Annotated in this window: 15 protein-coding genes; 11 read left to right on the forward strand and 4 right to left on the reverse strand. The window is 71.0% G+C overall.

Annotated elements, in window-relative coordinates; translation table 11 throughout:
• Positions 1-169 precede the first annotated feature (169 nt).
• A complete protein-coding gene (locus ACH4DZ_RS06310; protein WP_398285774.1) occupies positions 170-655 on the reverse strand; it encodes a ribose-5-phosphate isomerase in 486 nt (161 codons plus the stop codon).
• Between the two features lie 249 nt (positions 656-904).
• Here ACH4DZ_RS06310 and ACH4DZ_RS06315 point away from each other — a divergent pair, with 249 nt between their 5' ends.
• Positions 905-2,395, forward strand: a complete 1,491-nt coding sequence (locus ACH4DZ_RS06315; protein WP_398285775.1) for an amino acid permease — start codon at positions 905-907, stop codon at positions 2,393-2,395.
• On the opposite strand, the gene ACH4DZ_RS06320 is transcribed toward ACH4DZ_RS06315, so the two are convergent.
• On the reverse strand, positions 2,382-4,232 hold the full coding sequence (locus ACH4DZ_RS06320) for a serine/threonine-protein kinase (RefSeq protein WP_398285776.1): 1,851 nt from the start codon (positions 4,230-4,232) through the stop codon (positions 2,382-2,384). The two genes, ACH4DZ_RS06315 and ACH4DZ_RS06320, sit on opposite strands and share 14 nt — an antisense overlap.
• A gap of 240 nt (positions 4,233-4,472) precedes the next feature.
• On the opposite strand from ACH4DZ_RS06320, the gene ACH4DZ_RS06325 reads away from it, so the two are divergent.
• Entirely contained in the window at positions 4,473-5,261 is a 789-nt protein-coding gene (locus ACH4DZ_RS06325; protein ID WP_398285777.1) for a hypothetical protein, read from the forward strand.
• Between the two features lie 130 nt (positions 5,262-5,391).
• On the forward strand, positions 5,392-6,768 hold the full coding sequence (locus tag ACH4DZ_RS06330; RefSeq protein WP_398286216.1) for an FAD-binding oxidoreductase: 1,377 nt from the start codon (positions 5,392-5,394) through the stop codon (positions 6,766-6,768).
• Here ACH4DZ_RS06330 and ACH4DZ_RS06335 read toward each other — a convergent pair.
• Positions 6,752-7,333, reverse strand: a complete 582-nt coding sequence (locus tag ACH4DZ_RS06335; protein WP_398285778.1) for a biotin transporter BioY — start codon at positions 7,331-7,333, stop codon at positions 6,752-6,754. The two genes, ACH4DZ_RS06330 and ACH4DZ_RS06335, sit on opposite strands and share 17 nt — an antisense overlap.
• Positions 7,334-7,741: 408 nt before the next feature.
• On the opposite strand from ACH4DZ_RS06335, the gene ACH4DZ_RS06340 reads away from it, so the two are divergent.
• The 7 genes from ACH4DZ_RS06340 to ACH4DZ_RS06370 all read left to right on the forward strand — a co-directional run bounded on the left by ACH4DZ_RS06340 (position 7,742) and on the right by ACH4DZ_RS06370 (position 14,869).
• Positions 7,742-8,992, forward strand: coding sequence for an ROK family protein (locus ACH4DZ_RS06340; protein ID WP_398285779.1), 1,251 nt, complete (start codon positions 7,742-7,744; stop codon positions 8,990-8,992).
• A 333-nt stretch (positions 8,993-9,325) separates the two neighbouring features.
• Positions 9,326-10,393 carry an ABC transporter substrate-binding protein gene (locus ACH4DZ_RS06345; protein WP_398285780.1) on the forward strand — a complete coding sequence of 356 codons (1,068 nt, stop codon included), beginning with the start codon at positions 9,326-9,328 and terminating at the stop codon, positions 10,391-10,393.
• A 5-nt stretch (positions 10,394-10,398) separates the two neighbouring features.
• Positions 10,399-11,313: an ABC transporter permease gene (locus tag ACH4DZ_RS06350; RefSeq protein ID WP_398285781.1), complete on the forward strand. Its 915-nt coding sequence runs from the start codon at positions 10,399-10,401 to the stop codon at positions 11,311-11,313.
• Positions 11,289-12,134 carry an ABC transporter ATP-binding protein gene (locus tag ACH4DZ_RS06355; RefSeq protein WP_398285782.1) on the forward strand — a complete coding sequence of 282 codons (846 nt, stop codon included), beginning with the start codon at positions 11,289-11,291 and terminating at the stop codon, positions 12,132-12,134. Before ACH4DZ_RS06350 ends, ACH4DZ_RS06355 begins: the two co-directional genes overlap by 25 nt.
• On the forward strand, positions 12,131-13,489 hold the full coding sequence (locus ACH4DZ_RS06360) for an LLM class flavin-dependent oxidoreductase (RefSeq protein WP_398285783.1): 1,359 nt from the start codon (positions 12,131-12,133) through the stop codon (positions 13,487-13,489). Before ACH4DZ_RS06355 ends, ACH4DZ_RS06360 begins: the two co-directional genes overlap by 4 nt.
• Before the next feature lie 11 nt (positions 13,490-13,500).
• The gene (locus ACH4DZ_RS06365; protein WP_398285784.1) at positions 13,501-14,394 is read left to right on the forward strand and encodes a TauD/TfdA dioxygenase family protein; all 894 of its coding nucleotides are present in this window, start codon (positions 13,501-13,503) and stop codon (positions 14,392-14,394) included.
• A gap of 253 nt (positions 14,395-14,647) precedes the next feature.
• Positions 14,648-14,869, forward strand: coding sequence for a hypothetical protein (locus ACH4DZ_RS06370; protein WP_398285785.1), 222 nt, complete (start codon positions 14,648-14,650; stop codon positions 14,867-14,869).
• A gap of 22 nt (positions 14,870-14,891) precedes the next feature.
• Here ACH4DZ_RS06370 and ACH4DZ_RS06375 read toward each other — a convergent pair whose 3' ends face one another.
• Positions 14,892-15,548 carry a DsbA family protein gene (locus ACH4DZ_RS06375; protein ID WP_398285786.1) on the reverse strand — a complete coding sequence of 219 codons (657 nt, stop codon included), beginning with the start codon at positions 15,546-15,548 and terminating at the stop codon, positions 14,892-14,894.
• 166 nt (positions 15,549-15,714) lie between these two features.
• Here ACH4DZ_RS06375 and pepN point away from each other — a divergent pair, with 166 nt between their 5' ends.
• Positions 15,715-18,330, forward strand: a complete 2,616-nt coding sequence (gene pepN / locus ACH4DZ_RS06380; protein WP_398285787.1) for an aminopeptidase N — start codon at positions 15,715-15,717, stop codon at positions 18,328-18,330.
• Positions 18,331-18,509 lie beyond the last annotated feature (179 nt).

Raw genomic sequence — 18,509 nt, forward strand, 5'->3', positions numbered from 1 at the left:
GGGGGCCCCCCCCCCCGGTGTGGCTCCTTGCGGCGGGGGGGGGGGGGCCGGGGGGGGGGGGGGGGGGGGGGGGGGCGCGCGGCCCCCCGCGCCCGGGGGGCGGGCCGCCCCCCCCCCCCCCCGCGAGGGGGGTTCGGGGGCGGAGCCCCCAGGCAGTGACGGGAGAGGCCTAGCCCTGCGGGTGGTGCGCCGGGATCGGCGGGAGGTCGCGCGTCGTCTCGTACGCCGACAGCATGTCGATCCGACGGACGTGCCGCTCATCGCCAGAGAACGGCGTGCTCAGGAAGGTCTCGACGAACTTCGTCGCCTCCTCCTCGGAGTGCATCCGCGCCCCGACGGCCACGACATTGGCGTCATTGTGCTGACGCCCGAGCGCCGCGGTCTCCACGCTCCACGCGAGAGCCGCCCGCACCCCCGCGACCTTGTTCGCGGCGATCTGCTCGCCGTTCCCGGACCCGCCGATCACGATGCCCAGACCCTCGGGGTCGGCCGCGGCACGCTCAGCGGCGCGCAGGCAGAACGGCGGGTAGTCGTCCTGGGCGTCATAGATGAGGGGCCCGCAGTCGACGGGCTCGTGCCCGGCGGACTTGAGCCACTCGACGAGGTGGTTCTTGAGTTCGAAACCGGCATGGTCGGAGCCGAGGTACACGCGCATGGTCCGAGTGTGACACGCCTGTTTCGGATCGGCCCTGTCGGGGCAGGCGCACGAAACCCTCCGGGGTGATTGCCGGAAAAGGGCAGGTAAAACTATAGAACCTCAGAGAAACCTCAAGTAACAATCTGGATTCAAAGGTTCACGAATCTATTCACCTGGGATTCACTGGACCGGCTCGTCGAGCCCCGCCACCCCCGCCACCCCCACTCCCCCCATTCCCCACAGTCCCCGGCGTAAAGGAATCCCCCCATGACCTCGCAGCCGACTCTGTCGAAGGCCGGTAACGGCCCCGAGGGTCCAGGAGGCCCCGGAAATCCCGCAGAACCCGACGGCGGACTCCAGGCCGGGCTCAAGAACCGGCATCTGTCGATGATCGCGATCGGCGGGGTCATCGGCGCCGGCCTCTTCGTCGGCTCCAGCTCCGGTATCGCCACCGCGGGCCCCGGCATCCTGCTCTCGTACGCCCTCGTCGGGACCATGGTCGTCCTCGTGATGCGGATGCTCGGCGAGATGTCCGCCGCGAATCCGACCTCGGGCTCGTTCTCCGCGCACGCCGACCGGGCGCTCGGCCGCTGGGCGGGCTTCTCGATCGGCTGGCTGTACTGGTTCTTCTGGGTCGTCGTGCTCGCGATCGAGGCCACCGCGGGCGCGGTGATCCTGGAGAGCTGGGTCCCGGCCGTGCCGCAGTGGGGCTGGGCGCTCATCGTCATGCTCGTGCTGACCGCGACGAACCTCGGCTCCGTCGGCTCGTACGGCGAGTTCGAGTTCTGGTTCGCCGGGATCAAGGTCGTCGCGATCGGCGCCTTCATCGTCATCGGGGGGCTCGCGGTCTTCGGCGTACTGCCGGGTGCCGACACCGACGGCGCCGGGCTGGGGAACCTCACGGAGCACGGCGGATTCCTGCCGCACGGACCCGGCTCGATCCTCACCGGCATCCTGCTCGTCGTCTTCTCCTTCATGGGCAGCGAGATCGCCACCCTCGCGGCCGGCGAGTCCGAGAACCCGCAGCGCGCCGTCACCAAGTCCACCAACAGCGTCATCTGGCGGATCGGCGTCTTCTACCTCGGCTCGATCTTCGTCGTCGTCACGCTGCTGCCCTGGGACTCGGAGTCCATCCAGAAGGACGGTTCGTACGTCGCCGCCCTGAACTCGCTCGGTATCGCCAACGCCGGCGAGATCATGAAGTTCATCGTGCTGACGTCCGTCCTGTCCTGCCTCAACTCCGGTCTCTACACGGCCTCCCGCATGGCGTTCTCGCTCGGCCGGCGCGGTGACGCGCCCAAGGCCTTCGCCCGCACCACGGGCCGTGGCGTCCCGATGCCCGCGATCCTCGCGTCGGTCGCCTTCGGCTTCGTCGCCGTGTTCTTCAACTACGAGTTCCCCGACTCGGTCTTCCTCTTCCTCGTCAACTCCTCCGGCGCCGTCGCCCTGTTCGTCTGGCTCGTCATCTGTCTCTCGCAGCTGCGCATGCGGAAGATCATCGAGCGTGAGGCACCCGAGAAGCTGGTCGTACGGATGTGGCTGTACCCGTATCTGACGTGGGCGACGATCGCGCTGATCGTCTTCGTCCTCGGCTACATGCTCACCGACACCGAGCACGACGGCCGCCAGACCGTACTGCTGTCACTGCTGGTGGCGGCCGTGGTCGTGGGCATCTCGCTGGTGCTGGAGAAGGTGCGGCGCGGGAAGGACGCCCGACCGCGGGAGACGTCGGACGCCGAGCAGGTCACAGGGGAGTGAAGCTCTTCTTGATGTTCTCGTAGACGCGCAGGGCCCGTTCCTCCACGTCCGGGTGGTACCAGGTGGTGACCTCGTACGACGTGCCGTCGGCGTCGAAGCCGAGCAGCCGGGCGTGCCAGGGCAGTCCCTTGGCCGTGACCGTGTACTCCCAGACCACGGCGGGCGCCCCCCGGAACGTGGTCTCCTCCAGCCGGATCCGCTGATAGTCCAGGCCCTTGCTGGTGGTCAGCTCCGCCTTCTCCCACTGTTCCAGCAGATCGCCGCGGGCCGGCGAGGCGTTGCCCAGGATCTCCTGCCTGCGGTCCGGTGACGTGTAGTGGACCTCGGCGCCGCTCTGCGCGACCCGGTCCCAGCCGTCGGGCGGCGCCCAGGCGTACATGCCCACCTCCGTGCGGGAGCCTGCCGGGAGGCTCGGCGGGCGGGCGGTGCCCGCGACGGTGGGCGACGACGACGAAGAGGACGCCTTGTCCTTGTCGTCGGGTGAGTCGCCGAGCATCGGGACGAGCAGGGCCGCGAGTGCCCCGGCTACGACCACGCCCACGGCGGCGATCAGGCCCTTTCGGCCTCGGAGGTCTCGGAGGTCTCGGAGGCCGCCGAGGCCGTCAAGGCCGTGGGTCCGGTCTCCGGTGCGGAGTGGGGCGGGCGTGGTCGGGGCGGCCCGGGGCCTCGTGGGCAGCTCGGCGTTCCCTTCCGGCTCCGGCCCGACGCCGGGTGCGCGGAACGCCTGGCCTGGCTTCGAGCCCTCGGAGGGGAGTTCGGGGGTGCCCTCGGGAGGGGCTTCCGAGGACGTGTTCTCCACCTCGGGGGGTGGTTCGGGGGTGGGTGCCGCTGGAGCCGGGGTGTGCCCAGCCGGTACGGCGTCCTCCACCGGCTCCGGGGGCGGGATGCGTACGTACAGGGGTGTCGGGCGCTCGACCGGCGGGGGCTCGGGGGCGGCCGGTTCGTCGGGCTCCTGCTCCGGGAGGGGGTCGAGCCCCGATCCCGGTGTCGCTTCCGGTGTCGCTTCCGGTGTCGCTTCCGGGGCGGCTTCCTCGCCGCGGGGGGCGGTGACCGTGGCCGTGAGCGCCGCCGTCCCCGTCGTGCCGTCCGCGGCCGGGCCGAGGAGTGCGGCCAGCTCCTCCAGCGCGGGGCGGTCCGCGGGGTCCTTCCGGAGCAGGGCCGTGAGCACGTCCCGCAACTCGCCCTCCCCCGCCGCGGACGGGATCTCGGGCTCCTCGTACAGCACCGCGTGCAGGGTCGCGAGGGTCGTCGCGCGGGAGAACGGGGACCGGCCGCCCAGTGCCGCGCAGAGGGTGGCGCCCAGGGACCAGAGGTCGGACGGCGGGCCCTGCGGGCGGCCGGAGACGCGCTCGGGTGCCATGTAGTCGGGGGAGCCGACCAGCATGCCGGCCATCGTCAGGGCTTCCGCGTTCTGGATGGCGGCGATGCCGAAGTCGGTGAGGACGACCCGGCCGGCCCGCCTTTCGATCAGGACGTTGCCCGGTTTGATGTCCCGGTGCAGGACACCGCCCGCGTGCACCTGGTCGAGCGCGGCCACCAGTTCGAGCCCGATGCGAGCCGTGGCACGCGGACTCAGCGGCCCGTCCTCCGCCACGACCCGTTCGAGGGAGCGGCCGTCGACCAGCTCCATCACGATCCACAGGCGCTCGCCCTCGTCCACGACGTCGTACACGCGCACCACGTTGGGATGGTCGATCCGGGCGGTGGCCCTGGCCTCACGCAGGGTCCGTTCGCGGCGGGTCCTGGCGTCCTCCTGGTCCATGCCGTCTATGCGCATCTCCTTGACGGCGACCTGCCGGTCGAGCGTTTCGTCGGCGGCCCGCCACACCCGCCCCATTCCTCCTTGTCCAATACTCTCGGCCAACCGGTATCGACCTGTGACCAGCAATCCCGGAATACCGCCCCTCGTTATTTCCGGCACCCCCATGCCCCCCTTCAACACCTGCCACAGAAGAACCGCAAAGAAGCACAATGGCCACAACTTTGCGCCGCACCAGCATAGTGCGGAGAAATCTTGTGGTACCTCTTCAAGTACTGCGAATTCAGGCGCAGTCACGGGGTTACAAGGGGGACGAACATGAGTGCTCGTCGTAGGACGATCGCCACGGGGTCGCTGCTCACCGCATCTTTCTCGGCGGTGATGATCTTTTCCTTCTCCGCCGGGGCGGACGATCCGGGACCGATGAGCGGCAAGGGGGGAAAGGCCGTTGACGAAGCGCCCGCGGGTGTCAAGCTGACGACCTCGCTGCCGGAGAAGATCAGCGTCGACAACGGTTCACAGGAGACGGCGATCACCGCCACGGTGAAGAACGGGGGAACAAAGGCGAGCGGCGCAATTCGACTGCTCGTGGTCGGTTTTGACGGCCTCTCCGTCAAGAGCGTCAAGGGATGTTCGGAAATTGCCGAGAAAGATCTCCCCGAGGGATCGAACAGCGGTTTCGCCTGCGCCATCGACAGTCTGGCCGCCGGCAAGTCGAAGTCGTACGCCGTGGACGCGACGTTCGATCTGAAGAAGGAGGGAAAAATCTGTCTGCCCGTCCAGGGCGCCGACGGTAAGAAGACGTTCTGGCAGCAGGGGCCGGTCCCGTTCGGCGCCAACAACCCCTCGCCGAACGCTCCGGCGACGCCTCTCCTGCTCGGCACCGACAACAGCCCCGTCACCCCGGGCGGCGACACCCCGGGGGACGACTCCTCGGGTGACACGTCGGGCGACAAGCCGGGCGACAAGTCCGGTGGCGAGGAGCTGCCCAGGACCGGTCCGGCCGACCGGGTGGTGCCGCTCGGCGCGGCGGGCGCCGCGCTCATCTCCGCGGGAGTGGCGGGTCTGTGGTGGACGCAGCGGCGCGAGGGGCGGAGCGAGTCCTGACCGAGTCGTTCTCACGGGAAATGCTGGAAATGTTGACGGCGGGTGTCAGGTAATCCCGTCAGCATGACGTCCACAGGCGAACCGGCAGCGCTTCGACCGCGCTTCGACTCGAAGGACGTCCCCCGTGAGTTTGCAGGACTTCATCAGCCCCGGCCGTATCGTCCTCGTGCCCGGTGACCCCGGGTACGAGGACGAACTGGCCGGTTTCCAGACCGGCTTCGCCCAGCGGCCCGACGCGGTGTTCGCCGCCCGGTCCGCCGAGGACGTGGTCGCCGCGGTGACGTACGCGGCGGCGGAGGGGCTGCCGGTCGGGGTCCAGGCCACCGGGCACGGGCTGCCCGGCGACGCCGAGGGCGGGGTGCTGATCACGACGCGCCGGATGGACGCGGTGACGGTGGACGCGCGGGCGCGCACGGTCCGCGTACAGGCGGGGGTCACCTGGCGGCAGGTGGTCGAGGCGGCCGGACCGTACGGGCTCGCGCCGCTGAACGGCTCCGCGCCCGGCGTCGGAGCGGTCGCGTACACGCTGGGCGGCGGACTCGGCATCCTGGCACGGGAGTTCGGGTACGCGGCCGACCACGTCCGTGCCCTGGACGTCGTCACGGCGGACGGCCGGCTCCGGCATGTGACCGCCGACGGTGGTGAACTCCCCGACGGCGCCGCTCTCTTCCGGGGGCTGCTCGGCGGCGGGGCGAACCTCGGAGTGGTGACGGAGCTGGAGATCGGCCTCGTACCGGTGACGCGGCTGTACGGCGGATCGCTCGCGTTCGACGGGCGCGCGGTGGACCCGGTGGCGGCGCTGCGTGCGTACGAGCGCTGGACGGCGACCGTCCCGGACAGTCTGACCTCGTCATTCGCGGCGGTGCCCTGTCCGGACGTGCCCGCGCTGCCGCCGCGGCTGCGCGGGCGGTACGTGGTCTCCGTGCGCGTCGCGTACACCGGCACCGCTGCCGACGGTGAGCGGCTCGTCGCCCCGCTGCGCGGGATCGGTCCGGTGCTCGCCGACTCGCTGCGCGAGATGCCGTACGCCGAGAGCCGCACGATCCACTCCGACCCGGACTTCCCGCACGCGTACTACGGCGACAGCGCGGTGCTCAGCGCGCTGGACGTGGACGCCGTGGGCGAACTCCTCGCCCTGACCGGCCCCGACGCGCCGTCGATGTACGTCGTCCAGGTCAACCACCTGGGCGGCGCGCTGGCCCGGTCGCGGCCGAACTCCGTACCGCACCGCGAGGGCCGCTTTCTCGTACGGGTCCTCGGGGGCGTCGACGGTCCGGCACGGGAGCTGTTGCACCGGGCCCTCGCGACGGTGGAACCGTGGACGATCGGGCGGGCGCTGAACTTCGCGTACGGAGCGGGTGGGGCGGGCGCGGCGGGCGGTCGTACCGGGGCGGGCCTGTACGACCCCCGGACACAGGAAAGGCTCGCCGGGCTGAAGTCGGCGTACGACCCGGCGAACCTCTTCCGCAGGAACTACGGCGTGGCGGGCGTCAGCTCTCGCGCCTGACGAGCTTCCAGGCGGCCGGGAGCACGCCCATCGCCAGGGCCGCCTTGAGGGCGTCGCCAATGAGGAACGGGGTGAGGCCCGCCGCCACGGCCTGGGCCGTCGTCAGGTCGGCGACGACGGCCAGGTACGGGACGCCGATCGCGTAGATGATCGCCTCGCCCAGCAGCATCGCGCCCGCCATGCGGACCACCGAGCGGTCGGCGCCGCGGCGGGCGAGGGCGCCCACGGCGGTCGCGGCGAGCAGCATGCCGAGGATGTAGCCGAAGGAGGCGGTGGCGCCGGAGGAGCCCCCGGCGAACCACGGCAGACCGGCGAGGCCGAGCAGCGCGTACAGGGCGAGGGAGGCGAGGCCGCGGCCGGCGCCGAGCGCGGTGCCCACCAGGAGGGCGGCGAAGGTCTGGCCCGTGACCGGGACCGGGGAGCCCGGGACCGGCACCGCGATCTGCGCGGCGAGGCCGGTGAGGGCGGCGCCGCCCGCCACGAGTGCGATGTCCCTGACGCGGGAGGCGGGGAGGAGGTCGGCGAGGACCTGGCGCGGGGTTGTCTGGGCGACGGCGGTGGTCATCGGGGCTCCGGCGGGGGTGAGGGCGGGGGACGTTCGTGACGCTATCCCAGGGGGATGGTGCCGATCTCCGTCAGTGCTCGACAAGGGGGTCGGCGGGGGTTGGTGCACCTTCGACAAAGGGTGGGCTGTACACCTGTGAGGGCGTGATGCTGGTCACGGAGGGGGTGTGATCCGGCCGGGGCGAAACAACATCGCCCTGGCCCGTCGGGGTCGTAGCCCCTACCCTCGACGCATGGTCCCTCAAGCCGAGAACTTCGCGTCGCGTCGATACGTCGACCTGCGCCGCCAGGGCACGGCCACCTGTCGCCGGTACTGAGGCGAGCGCGGAGGCACCCGCTCGCCCGGACGAGACAGACGTAAGACGTCAGACGTCGGCGCAGTGTCGGACCCTCCCCGAGGAAGTTCTCCATGGCCAGTTCCTCCCTCGCACCACCACGCCCCGTACGCCCCGCACGCCCCGGCGCCGTCGACAGCGACCGGCGCAGGACCAGCGCCAGTGCCGTCCTGCGGTCGGTCCTGGACCACGGCCCGGTGGCCCGCAGCACGGTCGCCCGGCTGACCGGCCTCTCCCCGGCCTCGGTCACCGACCACTGCGCCCGGCTCGCCTCGCTCGGTCTGATCCGGGAGGCACCCGGACCCCGCCGGTCGAACGGGGTCGGCCGCCCCCACGTACCGGTCGACCTGGACGGCTCCCGGTTCGTCGTGGGCGGCGTGCACGTGGCCGTGCCGTACACCACGGTCGCCCTGCTGGACCTGCGCGGCCGGGTCGTCGCCGAGCGCCGGCTGGGTCACGACGGTGCCGCCGCCGAACCGGCCCGGGTGCTCGCGAACGCCGCCGCGGGGCTGCGGGCCCTGCTGGCGGACGCCCGGGGCCGTACCCCCCTCGCCGTGGGCTTCGCGGCCGGCGGCTGGGTGGACCGGGACTCCGGGACCGTCGTGGAACACCCGCTTCTCGGCTGGCGCGACATCCCCGTACGGGAGGCGATCCGCGCGCAGACCGGTCTGCCGGTCCATGTGGACGGCCACGCGCGGGCGCTGGTCAACGGGGAGCGGCTGTTCGGAGCGGTGGCCCGTGAGGGGCTGAGCGTGCTGCACCTCTTCGCGGGCAACGTCGTGGACGCCGCGTTCGCCACCCACGACGAGGTCCACCACGGTCCCCGTTCGCAGGCAGGATCGATCGCCCATCTGCCGCTCGCGGGCGGCACGGAGCGCTGCGACTGCGGCCGGACCGGCTGCCTGCAGGCGGAGTTGAGCGAGCGGACCCTGTGCCGGCGGGCGCGGGAGGCGGGGGTCATCCGCAGCTCGAACCCCATGCACGTGCTGGCCGCAGCGGCGGGCGGCGACGCGGACGCCGTACGTCTGCTGCTGCACCGCTCGCGGATGACCGGGCGGGCCGTGGGGCTGCTGCTCGACGTGCTCAACCCGGACACGGTCGTCGTCACCGAGGTGGGCGCGATCCACCGGGAGGACTGCCTCGCCGTGCTGCGCGCGGAGGTCGGGCCCGACCGGGCGGCGGCCGTCGCGCCGACCAGTTTCCCGGATTCGGTGCTGGCCGTCGCGGGCGGCTCGGTGGCCCTGGACGTGCTCTACCGGGATCCGCTCGGTATGTCGGCGGGCAGGCCCCGGGCGTCTTCGGCCTCTTCACCGGGACCTATTTAATTCAGAAAATCCGAATGTTGACAGGCATCGCACCAGGCCAGGAGCATCGTGTCCATGAGCTGCCGCACCTTCTGTTGTTGACCCACCCGAGCGTGGACACACCGAAGCGTTGACACGTCGACGCGCTGACGATCCGTTCCGTCCGCGTCCGCCCGGGTCCGTACGCCGCCTCCCCGCCGCGTCCCGCGCGTGTGTGTCCTGCCGCTCCCGCGCATCTCTCCCCCGTGTCTGACGCCCTCCCCGGCCGCACCCCGCCGGGTTCTTCGCGCACCCTCCTGCCGTCCGCCGCAGCACGGCCCCGTGCACCGCCCCATGAATTCAGGGAGTCCTCCCATGCCACCTCTGTCCGCGTCCGGAGTCGACCGGCGGCTCTTCCTCTCCTCCCTGCTCGGCGCCGCCGCCGCTGCCGGGCTCAGCGGCTGCGCGGACAGCAGCGCCGCCGACACCGGGACCAAGGGGTCGGCGACCGCCCCGCTGGCCGACAAGGTCCCCTCGGGTACGAGCCTCAAGATCTCCTCCTACCAGGGCGTCCAGCAGCTTCAGTTCAAGCTCGCGGGACTGACCGACCTGCCGTTCAAGGTGTCCTCGTGGGCGAACATCGGCGCCGGTCCCGACGTCATCAACGCCTTCCGCTCCAAATCCCTGGACGTCGCCAACAACGCGGGCATCCCGCCCATCCAGGCGCACTACCAGGGCTACGACGCGAAGATCGTCGCGATCAACCTCACCCGCAGGCCCAACTACCTCTTCGCCACCAAGCCCGGCAGCGACATCCGGTCCGTGCAGGACTTCGAGGGGAAGAAGCTGGCCTTCTCGCAGGGCCAGGCCCAGGGAGTCGTCCTGCTGCGGGCGCTCAAGCAGGCCGGGCTGGCGTACGACGACGTGGACCTGGTGCCGCTGACCAGCAACCAGTTCCTCACCGCGCTCCAGGCGGGCCAGGTGGACATCGCCCCGCTCGCCAACAGCCAGTCGCCCGCCTACCTCAAGCAGTACGGGTCCAAGGGGGCCCACACCATCCCCACCGATGTCGTGGACCTCCTCAGCCTGCTGTGGGCGCCCACCTCCGTGCTGGCCGACAAGGCGAAGGCCGCCGCGGTCGCCGCGTACATCCCGCGGTGGGCCAAGGGCCAGGTGTGGGCGTACGAGCACCCCGACGACTGGAACCGGGAGTTCTACGTCAAGACGCAGAACCTCAGCCTCGCGCAGGCCGAGGCGATCACCGAGCTGGCCAACAAGCCGCTGTTCCCGCCGAGCTGGGACGAGGCCGTGAAGTGGGAGCAGGAGACCGCGGACCTGCTGGCCGAGGGCGGCTTCGTGAAGGGGTTCAAGGTCGACTCGCTCTTCGACCGGCGCTTCGAGGGCATCGCGGCGAAAGCCGTATCCGCCGAGTACCGGAAGTGAGCGCGATGACCACCACCACCGCGGCCACCACCGCCACCGCGACCGCCGCGCCCGAGGACGGCGACACCGGCGACACCGGCAACACCGGCAAGACGTCCGGGGCCACCGAGAGCGCGCCCCCCGTACGGCGGATCGCGCGGCGCCGCCGCGCCCTCTCCCCCGGCAAGCGGCCGCCCGCCTCCCGGCTGATCGGCCCCGTGCTGTTCTTCGCGCTCTGGGCCGCCGCCTCCGCCGCCGGGCAGCTGGACACGAACGCGATCCCCGCGCCCTGGACGGTCCTGCGGACCGCGGGTCAGCTGTGGAGCGACGGCACGCTCTCCACCGACATCCTCACCTCGCTGCAACGCGCCGGATCCGGGTTCGCCCTCGGGCTGACCGCCGGAGTGGTCCTCGCGCTGACGGCCGGGCTCAGCCGGGTCGGCGAGGCACTGATCGACGGAACGGTCCAGCTCAACCGGGCGATCCCGACCCTCGGTCTGATCCCGCTGTTCATCCTCTGGCTGGGCATCGGTGAGACCTTCAAGATCGCGATCATCGCCATCGTCGTCTACATCCCGATCTATCTGAACCTGTACTCCGCGCTGTCCGGCATCGACCACCGGTTCGTCGAACTCGCCGAGGTGCAGGGGCTCTCGAAGCTCCGGTTCATCCGGGAGATCGTCATTCCCGGCGCGCTGCCCGGGTTCTTCGTGGGACTGAGGCTCGGCGTCACCGGCTCCTGGCTCGGTCTGGTGGTGCTGGAGCAGATCAACGCCACCAGCGGCCTCGGTTACCTGATGTTCCAGGCCCAGAACTACGGCCAGACGGACGTGATCCTCGTCGGCCTGTTCATCTACGGGATCTTCGGCCTGGTCTCCGACAGCGCGGTCCGCCTCATCGAACGGAGGGTGCTGTCATGGCGACGCACACTGAACAGCTGACGTCCCGGCCGGCCCAGGCCGCCCCGACGGCTCCGGCGGCCCCAGCGGCTCCGGCCGTCCGGCTCAGGGGTCTCACCCGCTCCTTCGACGGGCGGACCGTCCTCGACCACGTGGACCTGGACCTGCCGGCCGGACAGCTCACGGCCCTGCTCGGGCACAGCGGCTCCGGCAAGAGCACCCTGCTCCGCGCCATCGCCGGTCTCGACCACGAGGTCGTCGGCAGCGGTGAACTGACCGCCCCGGGGCGGGTGTCCGTCGTCTTCCAGGACTCCCGGCTGCTGCCCTGGCGGCGCGTCCTCGACAACGTCCTGCTCGGCACCGACGGCAGGGAGGCGGCGGAGCGGGGCCGCGCCGCGCTCGCCGAGGTGGGTCTCGCGGGACGCGAACGGGCCTGGCCCAACGAGCTGTCCGGCGGCGAGGCCCAGCGTGCCGCGCTGGCCCGTTCCCTGGTGCGGGAGCCCGAACTCCTGCTGGCCGACGAACCGTTCGGCGCCCTGGACGCCCTCACCCGGATCAAGATGCACGGTCTGCTGCGCGAGCTGTGGGAGCGCCACCGGCCCTCCGTGCTCCTCGTCACGCACGACGTGGACGAGGCGATCGTGCTGGCCGACCGGGTGCTCGTACTCGACGAGGGCCGGATCGGTCTCGACCTGACCATCGACCGCGCGCATCCGCGCTCGTACCGCGATCCACTGCTCGGCGAGTACCGCGAGCGGCTGCTCGCCGCGCTCGGGGTGAAAGAGGACCACGCGAGCCACGACCCGGCGGACAGCACCCCCGCGCAACAGGAGAACCAGAAGAACCAGGAGAACGACCAGTGACCCGGCGCCGGCTGCACCTCAACGCCTTCCTCATGAACACCGGCCACCACGAGGCCTCCTGGCGGCTCCCGGAGAGTGATCCGTACGCCCATGTGGAGCTGGACCACTACGTCCGGCTGGCGCGTACCGCCGAGCGCGGCACCTTCGACTCGCTCTTCCTCGCCGACGGACCGCAGCTGTGGAGCAACCTCGCGCAGCGGCCGGCCGGCGCGCTGGAGCCGCTCACGCTGCTCACCGCGCTGGCGACGGCCACCGAGCACATCGGTCTGATCGCCACCGCCTCCACGTCGTACAACTCGCCCTACAACCTGGCCCGCAAGTTCGCCTCGCTGGACATCATCAGCGGGGGCCGGGCGGGCTGGAACATCGTCACGACGGCCGGTGCCGAGGCCGCCCGCAACTTCGGTCTCGACGCGGAGCCCGCGCACGCCGAGCGGTACGCCCGTGCCGCCGAGTTCCTCGATGTGGCGCTCAAGCTCTGGGACAGCTGGGAGGACGACACGATCGTCGCCGACAAGGCGGCCGGTGTCTGGGGCGACGACACGAAGATCCATCCGCCCCGGCACCGGGGGAAGTACTTCGGCGTCGAGGGCGCCCTCAACGTGCCGCGCTCCCCGCAGGGTTACCCGCTGCTGGTGCAGGCCGGCTCGTCGAAGGACGGGAAGGCGTTCGCGGCCCGTTACGCGGAGGCGGTGTTCACCGCCCAGCAGACCCTGAAGGACGCGCAGGACTTCTACACCGACCTCAAGTCACGGACGGCGGCGGCCGGCCGCGATCCCGACCACATCAAGGTGCTGCCCGGCATCGTCCCGGTGATCGGCTCCACGGAGGCGGAAGCGCGCGCGAACGAGCAGGTGCTGGAGGACCACATCGTGTACACGCACGGCGTGGACCGGCTGGAGAGCCTGCTGCAACTACCTTCCGGAACGCTGGAGTTGGACGGTCAGCTCCCTGCCGACCTGCCGCCGGAGAGTTCCATCGAGGGCGCCAGGAGCCGCTACACGCTCGTCGTGGAACTCGCCCGGCGCGAACGGCTCACCGTGCGGCAGCTGATCGGCCGGCTCGGCGGCGGGCGCGGGCACCTCACCTTCACCGGGACGCCCGAGCAGGTCGCCGACGCCATCGAGGAGTGGTTCACGCTCGGCGCCGCGGACGGCTTCAACATCATGCCCGCGGTCCTGCCGTCCGGCCTCGACGCGTTCGTCGACCACGTCGTCCCGCTCCTGCGCGCCCGCGGTCTGCTGCGCGAGGAGTACGGCCCGCGCCAGACCCTGCGCGAGAGATACGGCCTCCCCCGGCCCGCCAACCAGCACGTCTCCCCGGCACTCGGCTCCCCGGCACTCGCCCGCACCTGAGAGGAACCCCCATGCCCGACATCGAGATCCAGAAGGTCACCGCGAGGATCGGCGCGCGGATATCCGGCGTCGACATCGCCAAGCCCCTCGACGAGGAGACCGTCACCGCCCTGCGCGGCGCCCTCGACGAGCACAAGGCGCTGGTCTTCGACGACGTCGACCTGGACGACGAGGGCCAGCAGGCCTTCGCCCGGCACTTCGGCGACCTCACCACCGCCCATCCGACCGTGCCCGCCGTGGACGGCGCCCCGAACGTGCTGCCCGTCGACAGCGAGCGCGGCCGGGCCGCCAACCACTGGCACACCGACGTCACGTTCGTCCTCAATCCGCCGCAGGCCAGCACCCTGCGCAGCATCACGCTCCCGCCGTACGGGGGTGAGACGCTGATCGCCAGTTCGGCCGCCGCCTACCGCGATCTGCCGGAGCCCCTGCGCCGGCTCGCGGACACCCTGTGGGCCGAGCACACCAACGACTACGACTACGCGGTGCCGGACGAGGAGATCGACGCGGCACACGCCGCCCAACGCGCCCAGTTCACGTCCATCACGTTCCGCACCGCCCATCCCGTGGTCCGGGTCCATCCGCTGACCGGTGAGCGCGGGCTGTTCATCGGCGGCTTCGCCCAGCGGATCGTGGGGCTGTCGGTGAGCGAGTCCCGCAAGGTCCTCGACCTGCTCCAGGCCTATGTCGTGCGGCCCGAGAACGTCCTGCGGCACCGCTGGTCGCCGAACCAGCTGGTGCTGTTCGACAACCGGATCACCCAGCACTACGCCATCGACAACTACGACGGTCTGCCGCGCCGGCTGAACCGGGTGACGGTCGCCGGTGACGTGCCGGCCGGCATCGAGGGCAAGGAGAGCTACTCGATCGCGGGCGACGCCTCGCACTACACCCCGGTCGCGTAGTCGGGGTACGGCTGCGGTCGGCTGTGCCCGGCAGCGGGCGCGGGCGGCACGCGCCGGGGTTCGGCGAACACACCACTCGACCCTCTTGCTGTCAGGCTGCATTTGCAAGAGACTTGCAACAAGAGCCTGACCTCGTGATCGTCTTCTCACCTTTCACGCGGGCGGGTGACTGGACGGAAGGCCCCCCGCGAGGACGTGACTCGCGGGGGGCCTTCCGGTACGGGGGCCTCCGGGTGATGGTTACCGGATGCCTATGAGGAGCTGCAGCACCTGCAGGAGCCTTGAGGAGGAGCACCGCTTCCTGGAGCCCAGGGAAGCGGCCTCGCTCAAGAAGCACCTGAACGTGAAGAACGTGGACGAGTTCATGGTGTGCCTGGCCCCGCTGGGCGACGGGACCAAACAGTGCCGCAACGTTCGTAAGTACTACGTCGAGAAGCCCTTCAGGGAGCCCCTGCGCCTGCCCGAGCCGGAGTGACGCCCACCCGGCCGGTGCCGGACTACAGGTTGCTGAAGTCCGGGCCCTTCGTGCGGGAGCGCTTCAGCTCGTAGAAGCCCTGTACCGAGGCGACGAGCAGGCTGCCGTCCCACAGCCTGGCGGCGTCCTCGCCCTTGGGGGCCGGGGTGACGACCGGGCCGAAGAAGGCGATCTGCTCGCCGTCGGGGCCGGGGACCGCGATGACGGGCGTGCCGACGTCCTGGCCGACCTTGTCGATGCCCTCCTTGTGGGAGGCGCGCAGCTCGGCGTCGAACTCGAAGTCCTTCTGGTCCGCGTAGTCGATCAGGTCCGCGGGGAGGCCGACCTCGTCGAGCGCGCCGGCGATCGACTCCCTCGTCGGGCCCTGGCCGCCGTTGTGGATGCGGTTGCCGAGCGCGGTGTAGAGCGGGCCGAGGATGTCGGCGCCGTGCTTCTGCCAGGCCGCGGTCACCACGCGGACGGGCTCCCACGCCGAGGTGGACATCATCTCCCGGTAGTCGTCGTTCAGCTCGTCGAGCTTCGGCTCGTTCAGCACCGCCAGGCTCATGATGTGCCAGCGGACCTCGATGTCCCGGACCTTCTCCACCTCCAGGACCCAGCGCGAGGTCATCCACGCCCACGGGCACAGCGGGTCGAACCAGAAGTCGACCGGAGTCTTGGCGGAAGTCTGCTCAGACATGGTTCTCCTCGTTGGGAAGACGCCGGCGCCCGGCGCTTAGGGGCCACCAGGCTCATGTTCAACGCGATCGGTTACTCGTGCCATTCCCGGGTGCCCGGTGTCAGGGGCACATGGCAGGATCGGCCCTGTTCACCCATACCCATGACGCCACGAGGGAGTGCCGCCCGTGCCCGGTGAGAATCTGTCCCGCGACGAGGCCCGCGAGCGGGCAGCACTGCTGTCCGTCGAGGAGTACGAGGTGTCCCTGGACCTGCGCTCCGCGGTGGGCGGGACGGACACCGAGCCGCGTACGTTCCGGTCGGTGACGACCATCCGGTTCCGCAGCGCGGAGCCGGGCGCCACGAGCTTCGCGGACCTGATCGCGCCCAGCGTGACGGCCGTCTCGCTGAACGGCAGGGACCTCGACCCGGGCGCGGTCTTCGACGGCTCCCGCATCCTCCTGGAGGACCTGGCCGAGGACAACGAGCTGGTGGTCGACGCCCGGTGCGCGTACAGCCGCACGGGTGAGGGCATGCACCGCTTCGTCGACCCCGAGGACGGCGAGGTCTATCTCTACACGCAGTACGAGCCGGCCGACTCCCGCCGGGTCTTCGCCAACTTCGAGCAGCCCGACCTCAAGGCGCCGTTCCGCTTCGAGGTGCGGGCCCCGGAGGGCTGGGTGGTGTGGAGCAACGGCGTCGGTGAACTGGCCGACGGGGTGTGGAAGTTCGCCGGCACCAAGCCCATCTCGACGTACATCACGGCCTTCGTCGCCGGTCCGTACCACTATGTGACCGACTCGTACGAGCGGGTCCTGGACGACGGCACCCGGCTGGAGATCCCCCTCGGCGCGCTCTGTCGCAAGGGCCTGGCCAGGCACTTCGACGCCGATGACGTCTTCCTCGTCACCAAGCAGGGCCTCGACTTCTTCCACGACCACTTCGACTACCCGTACCCGTTCGGGAAGTACGACCAGGCGTTCGTGCCCGAGTACAACCTCGGGGCGATGGAGAACCCGGGCTGTGTGACCTTCCGCGAGGAGTTCATCTTCCGCGGCAGGGTGACACAGGCGTCGTACGAGCGCCGGGCGAACGTGATCCTGCACGAGATGGCCCACATGTGGTTCGGCGACCTCGTGACCATGGTGTGGTGGGACGACCTGTGGCTCAAGGAGTCCTTCGCGGACTTCATGGGCACGTTCTCGATGGTCGAGGCGACCCGCTTCACCGACGGCTGGATCACCTTCGCCAACAACCGCAAGGCGTGGGCGTACCGCGCCGACCAACTGCCCTCCACGCACCCGGTCACGGCCGACATCCGCGACCTGGAGGACGCCAAGCTCAACTTCGACGGGATCACGTACGCCAAGGGGGCGTCCGTTCTCAAGCAGTTGGTCGCCTACGCCGGACGGGACGCGTTCCTGGAGGGCGCCCGCCGCTACTTCAAGCGGCACGCGTACGGGAACACGCGCCTCGGTGACCTGCTGTCGGTCCTGGAGGAGACGAGCGGGCGGGACATGGCGGCCTGGTCGCGGTCCTGGCTGCAGACCGCCGGCGTCAACTCCCTCACACCGCAGGTGATCCTCGACGCGCAGGGCCGTGTCAGCGAGCTGACGGTCCTCCAGGAGGCCGCCGAGTCGCATCCCGAACTGCGTCCGCACCGCGTCGCGGTGGGTCTGTACCGGCGGGAGGGAGCGGACGGGCCGGGCGACGGCTCGGACGGGGGATCGGGCGGCGGCTCGCTCGTGCGGTACGCGCGTGCCGAGGTGGACGTCGACGGGCCGCGGACGGTCATCGGTGAGCTGGCCGGCGCCGACGCCCCCGAGCTGATCCTCGTCAACGACGACGACCTCACGTACTGCAAGATCCGCTTCGACGACGGGTCGCTGGACACGCTGCGGGCCCGTCTCGGAGACCTCACCGACCCGCTCGCCCGTGCCCTGTGCTGGTCGGCGCTGTGGAACCTGACCCGCGACGCGCTCATGCCCGCGCGGGACTTCGTCGACCTCGTGCTGCGCTTCGCGGGCCGCGAGTCGGACATCGGCGTGCTCCAGACCCTCCACGCGTGGGCGAACTCCGCGCTCACCTTCTACGTGGCGCCCGAGTGGCGGGCCACCGGCGGACGGCTGCTCGCCGAGGGCGCGCTGCGGGAGCTGCGGTCCGCCGGGCCCGGCAGCCAGCACCAGCTGACGTGGGCGCGGTTCTTCGCGGCGGTCGCCTCCGGCGAGGACGATCTGCGGTTGCTGCGGGAGCTGCTGGAGGGGACGGAGAAGATCGACGGGCTTGAGGTGGACCAGGAGCTGCGGTGGGCTTTCCTCGAACCGCTCGCCGCGCACGGGGTGGCGGACGAGTCCGTGCTCGCCGCGGAGCTGGCCCGCGACGACACCGCGTCCGGGAAGCGGCATCAGGTGCGGTGTCTGGCGGCCCGGCCGTCCGCGGCGGTCAAGGCGCAGGCGTGGGCCGCCGTGGTGGAGTCGGACTCGCTGTCCAACGCGCTGGCGGAGGCGACGATCGGGGGGTTCGCGCAGGCGTCCCATCGGGAGCTGACCGCTCCCTACGCGTCGAAGTACTTCGACGTGATCGAGCGGGTGTGGGAGGAGCGGTCCATCCAGATCGGGATGGATGTGGTGCGGGGGTTGTTCCCCTCGCTGCAGGACTCTGCCGGGACTCTGGCGGCTGCCGACGCGTGGCTTGCCTCCCGGGGGGAGGCCGCGCCTGCGCTGCGGCGGTTGGTGCTTGAGGCTCGGGATGATCTGGCTCGGGGGCTGCGGGGGCAGGCTTGTGATGAGGCTGCCGCGGGTTGAGTTTTCGGGTGCGGGTGCGGGTGCGTGGGGGCTGGTCGCGCCGTTCCCCGCGCCCCTCAGAGGGCTCCCCTAACGGGGGACGCCCCCGCGGGTGTTGACCTGGGGGGCTTCCACAACAGTTACGGAATTTGGGTGCGCGGTGCCGTGACCCCCTTACGGACCAGGGGGTTTCGGCAGTT

Source organism: Streptomyces sp. NPDC017991, assembly GCF_044328075.1.
Lineage (GTDB): Bacteria > Actinomycetota > Actinomycetes > Streptomycetales > Streptomycetaceae > Streptomyces.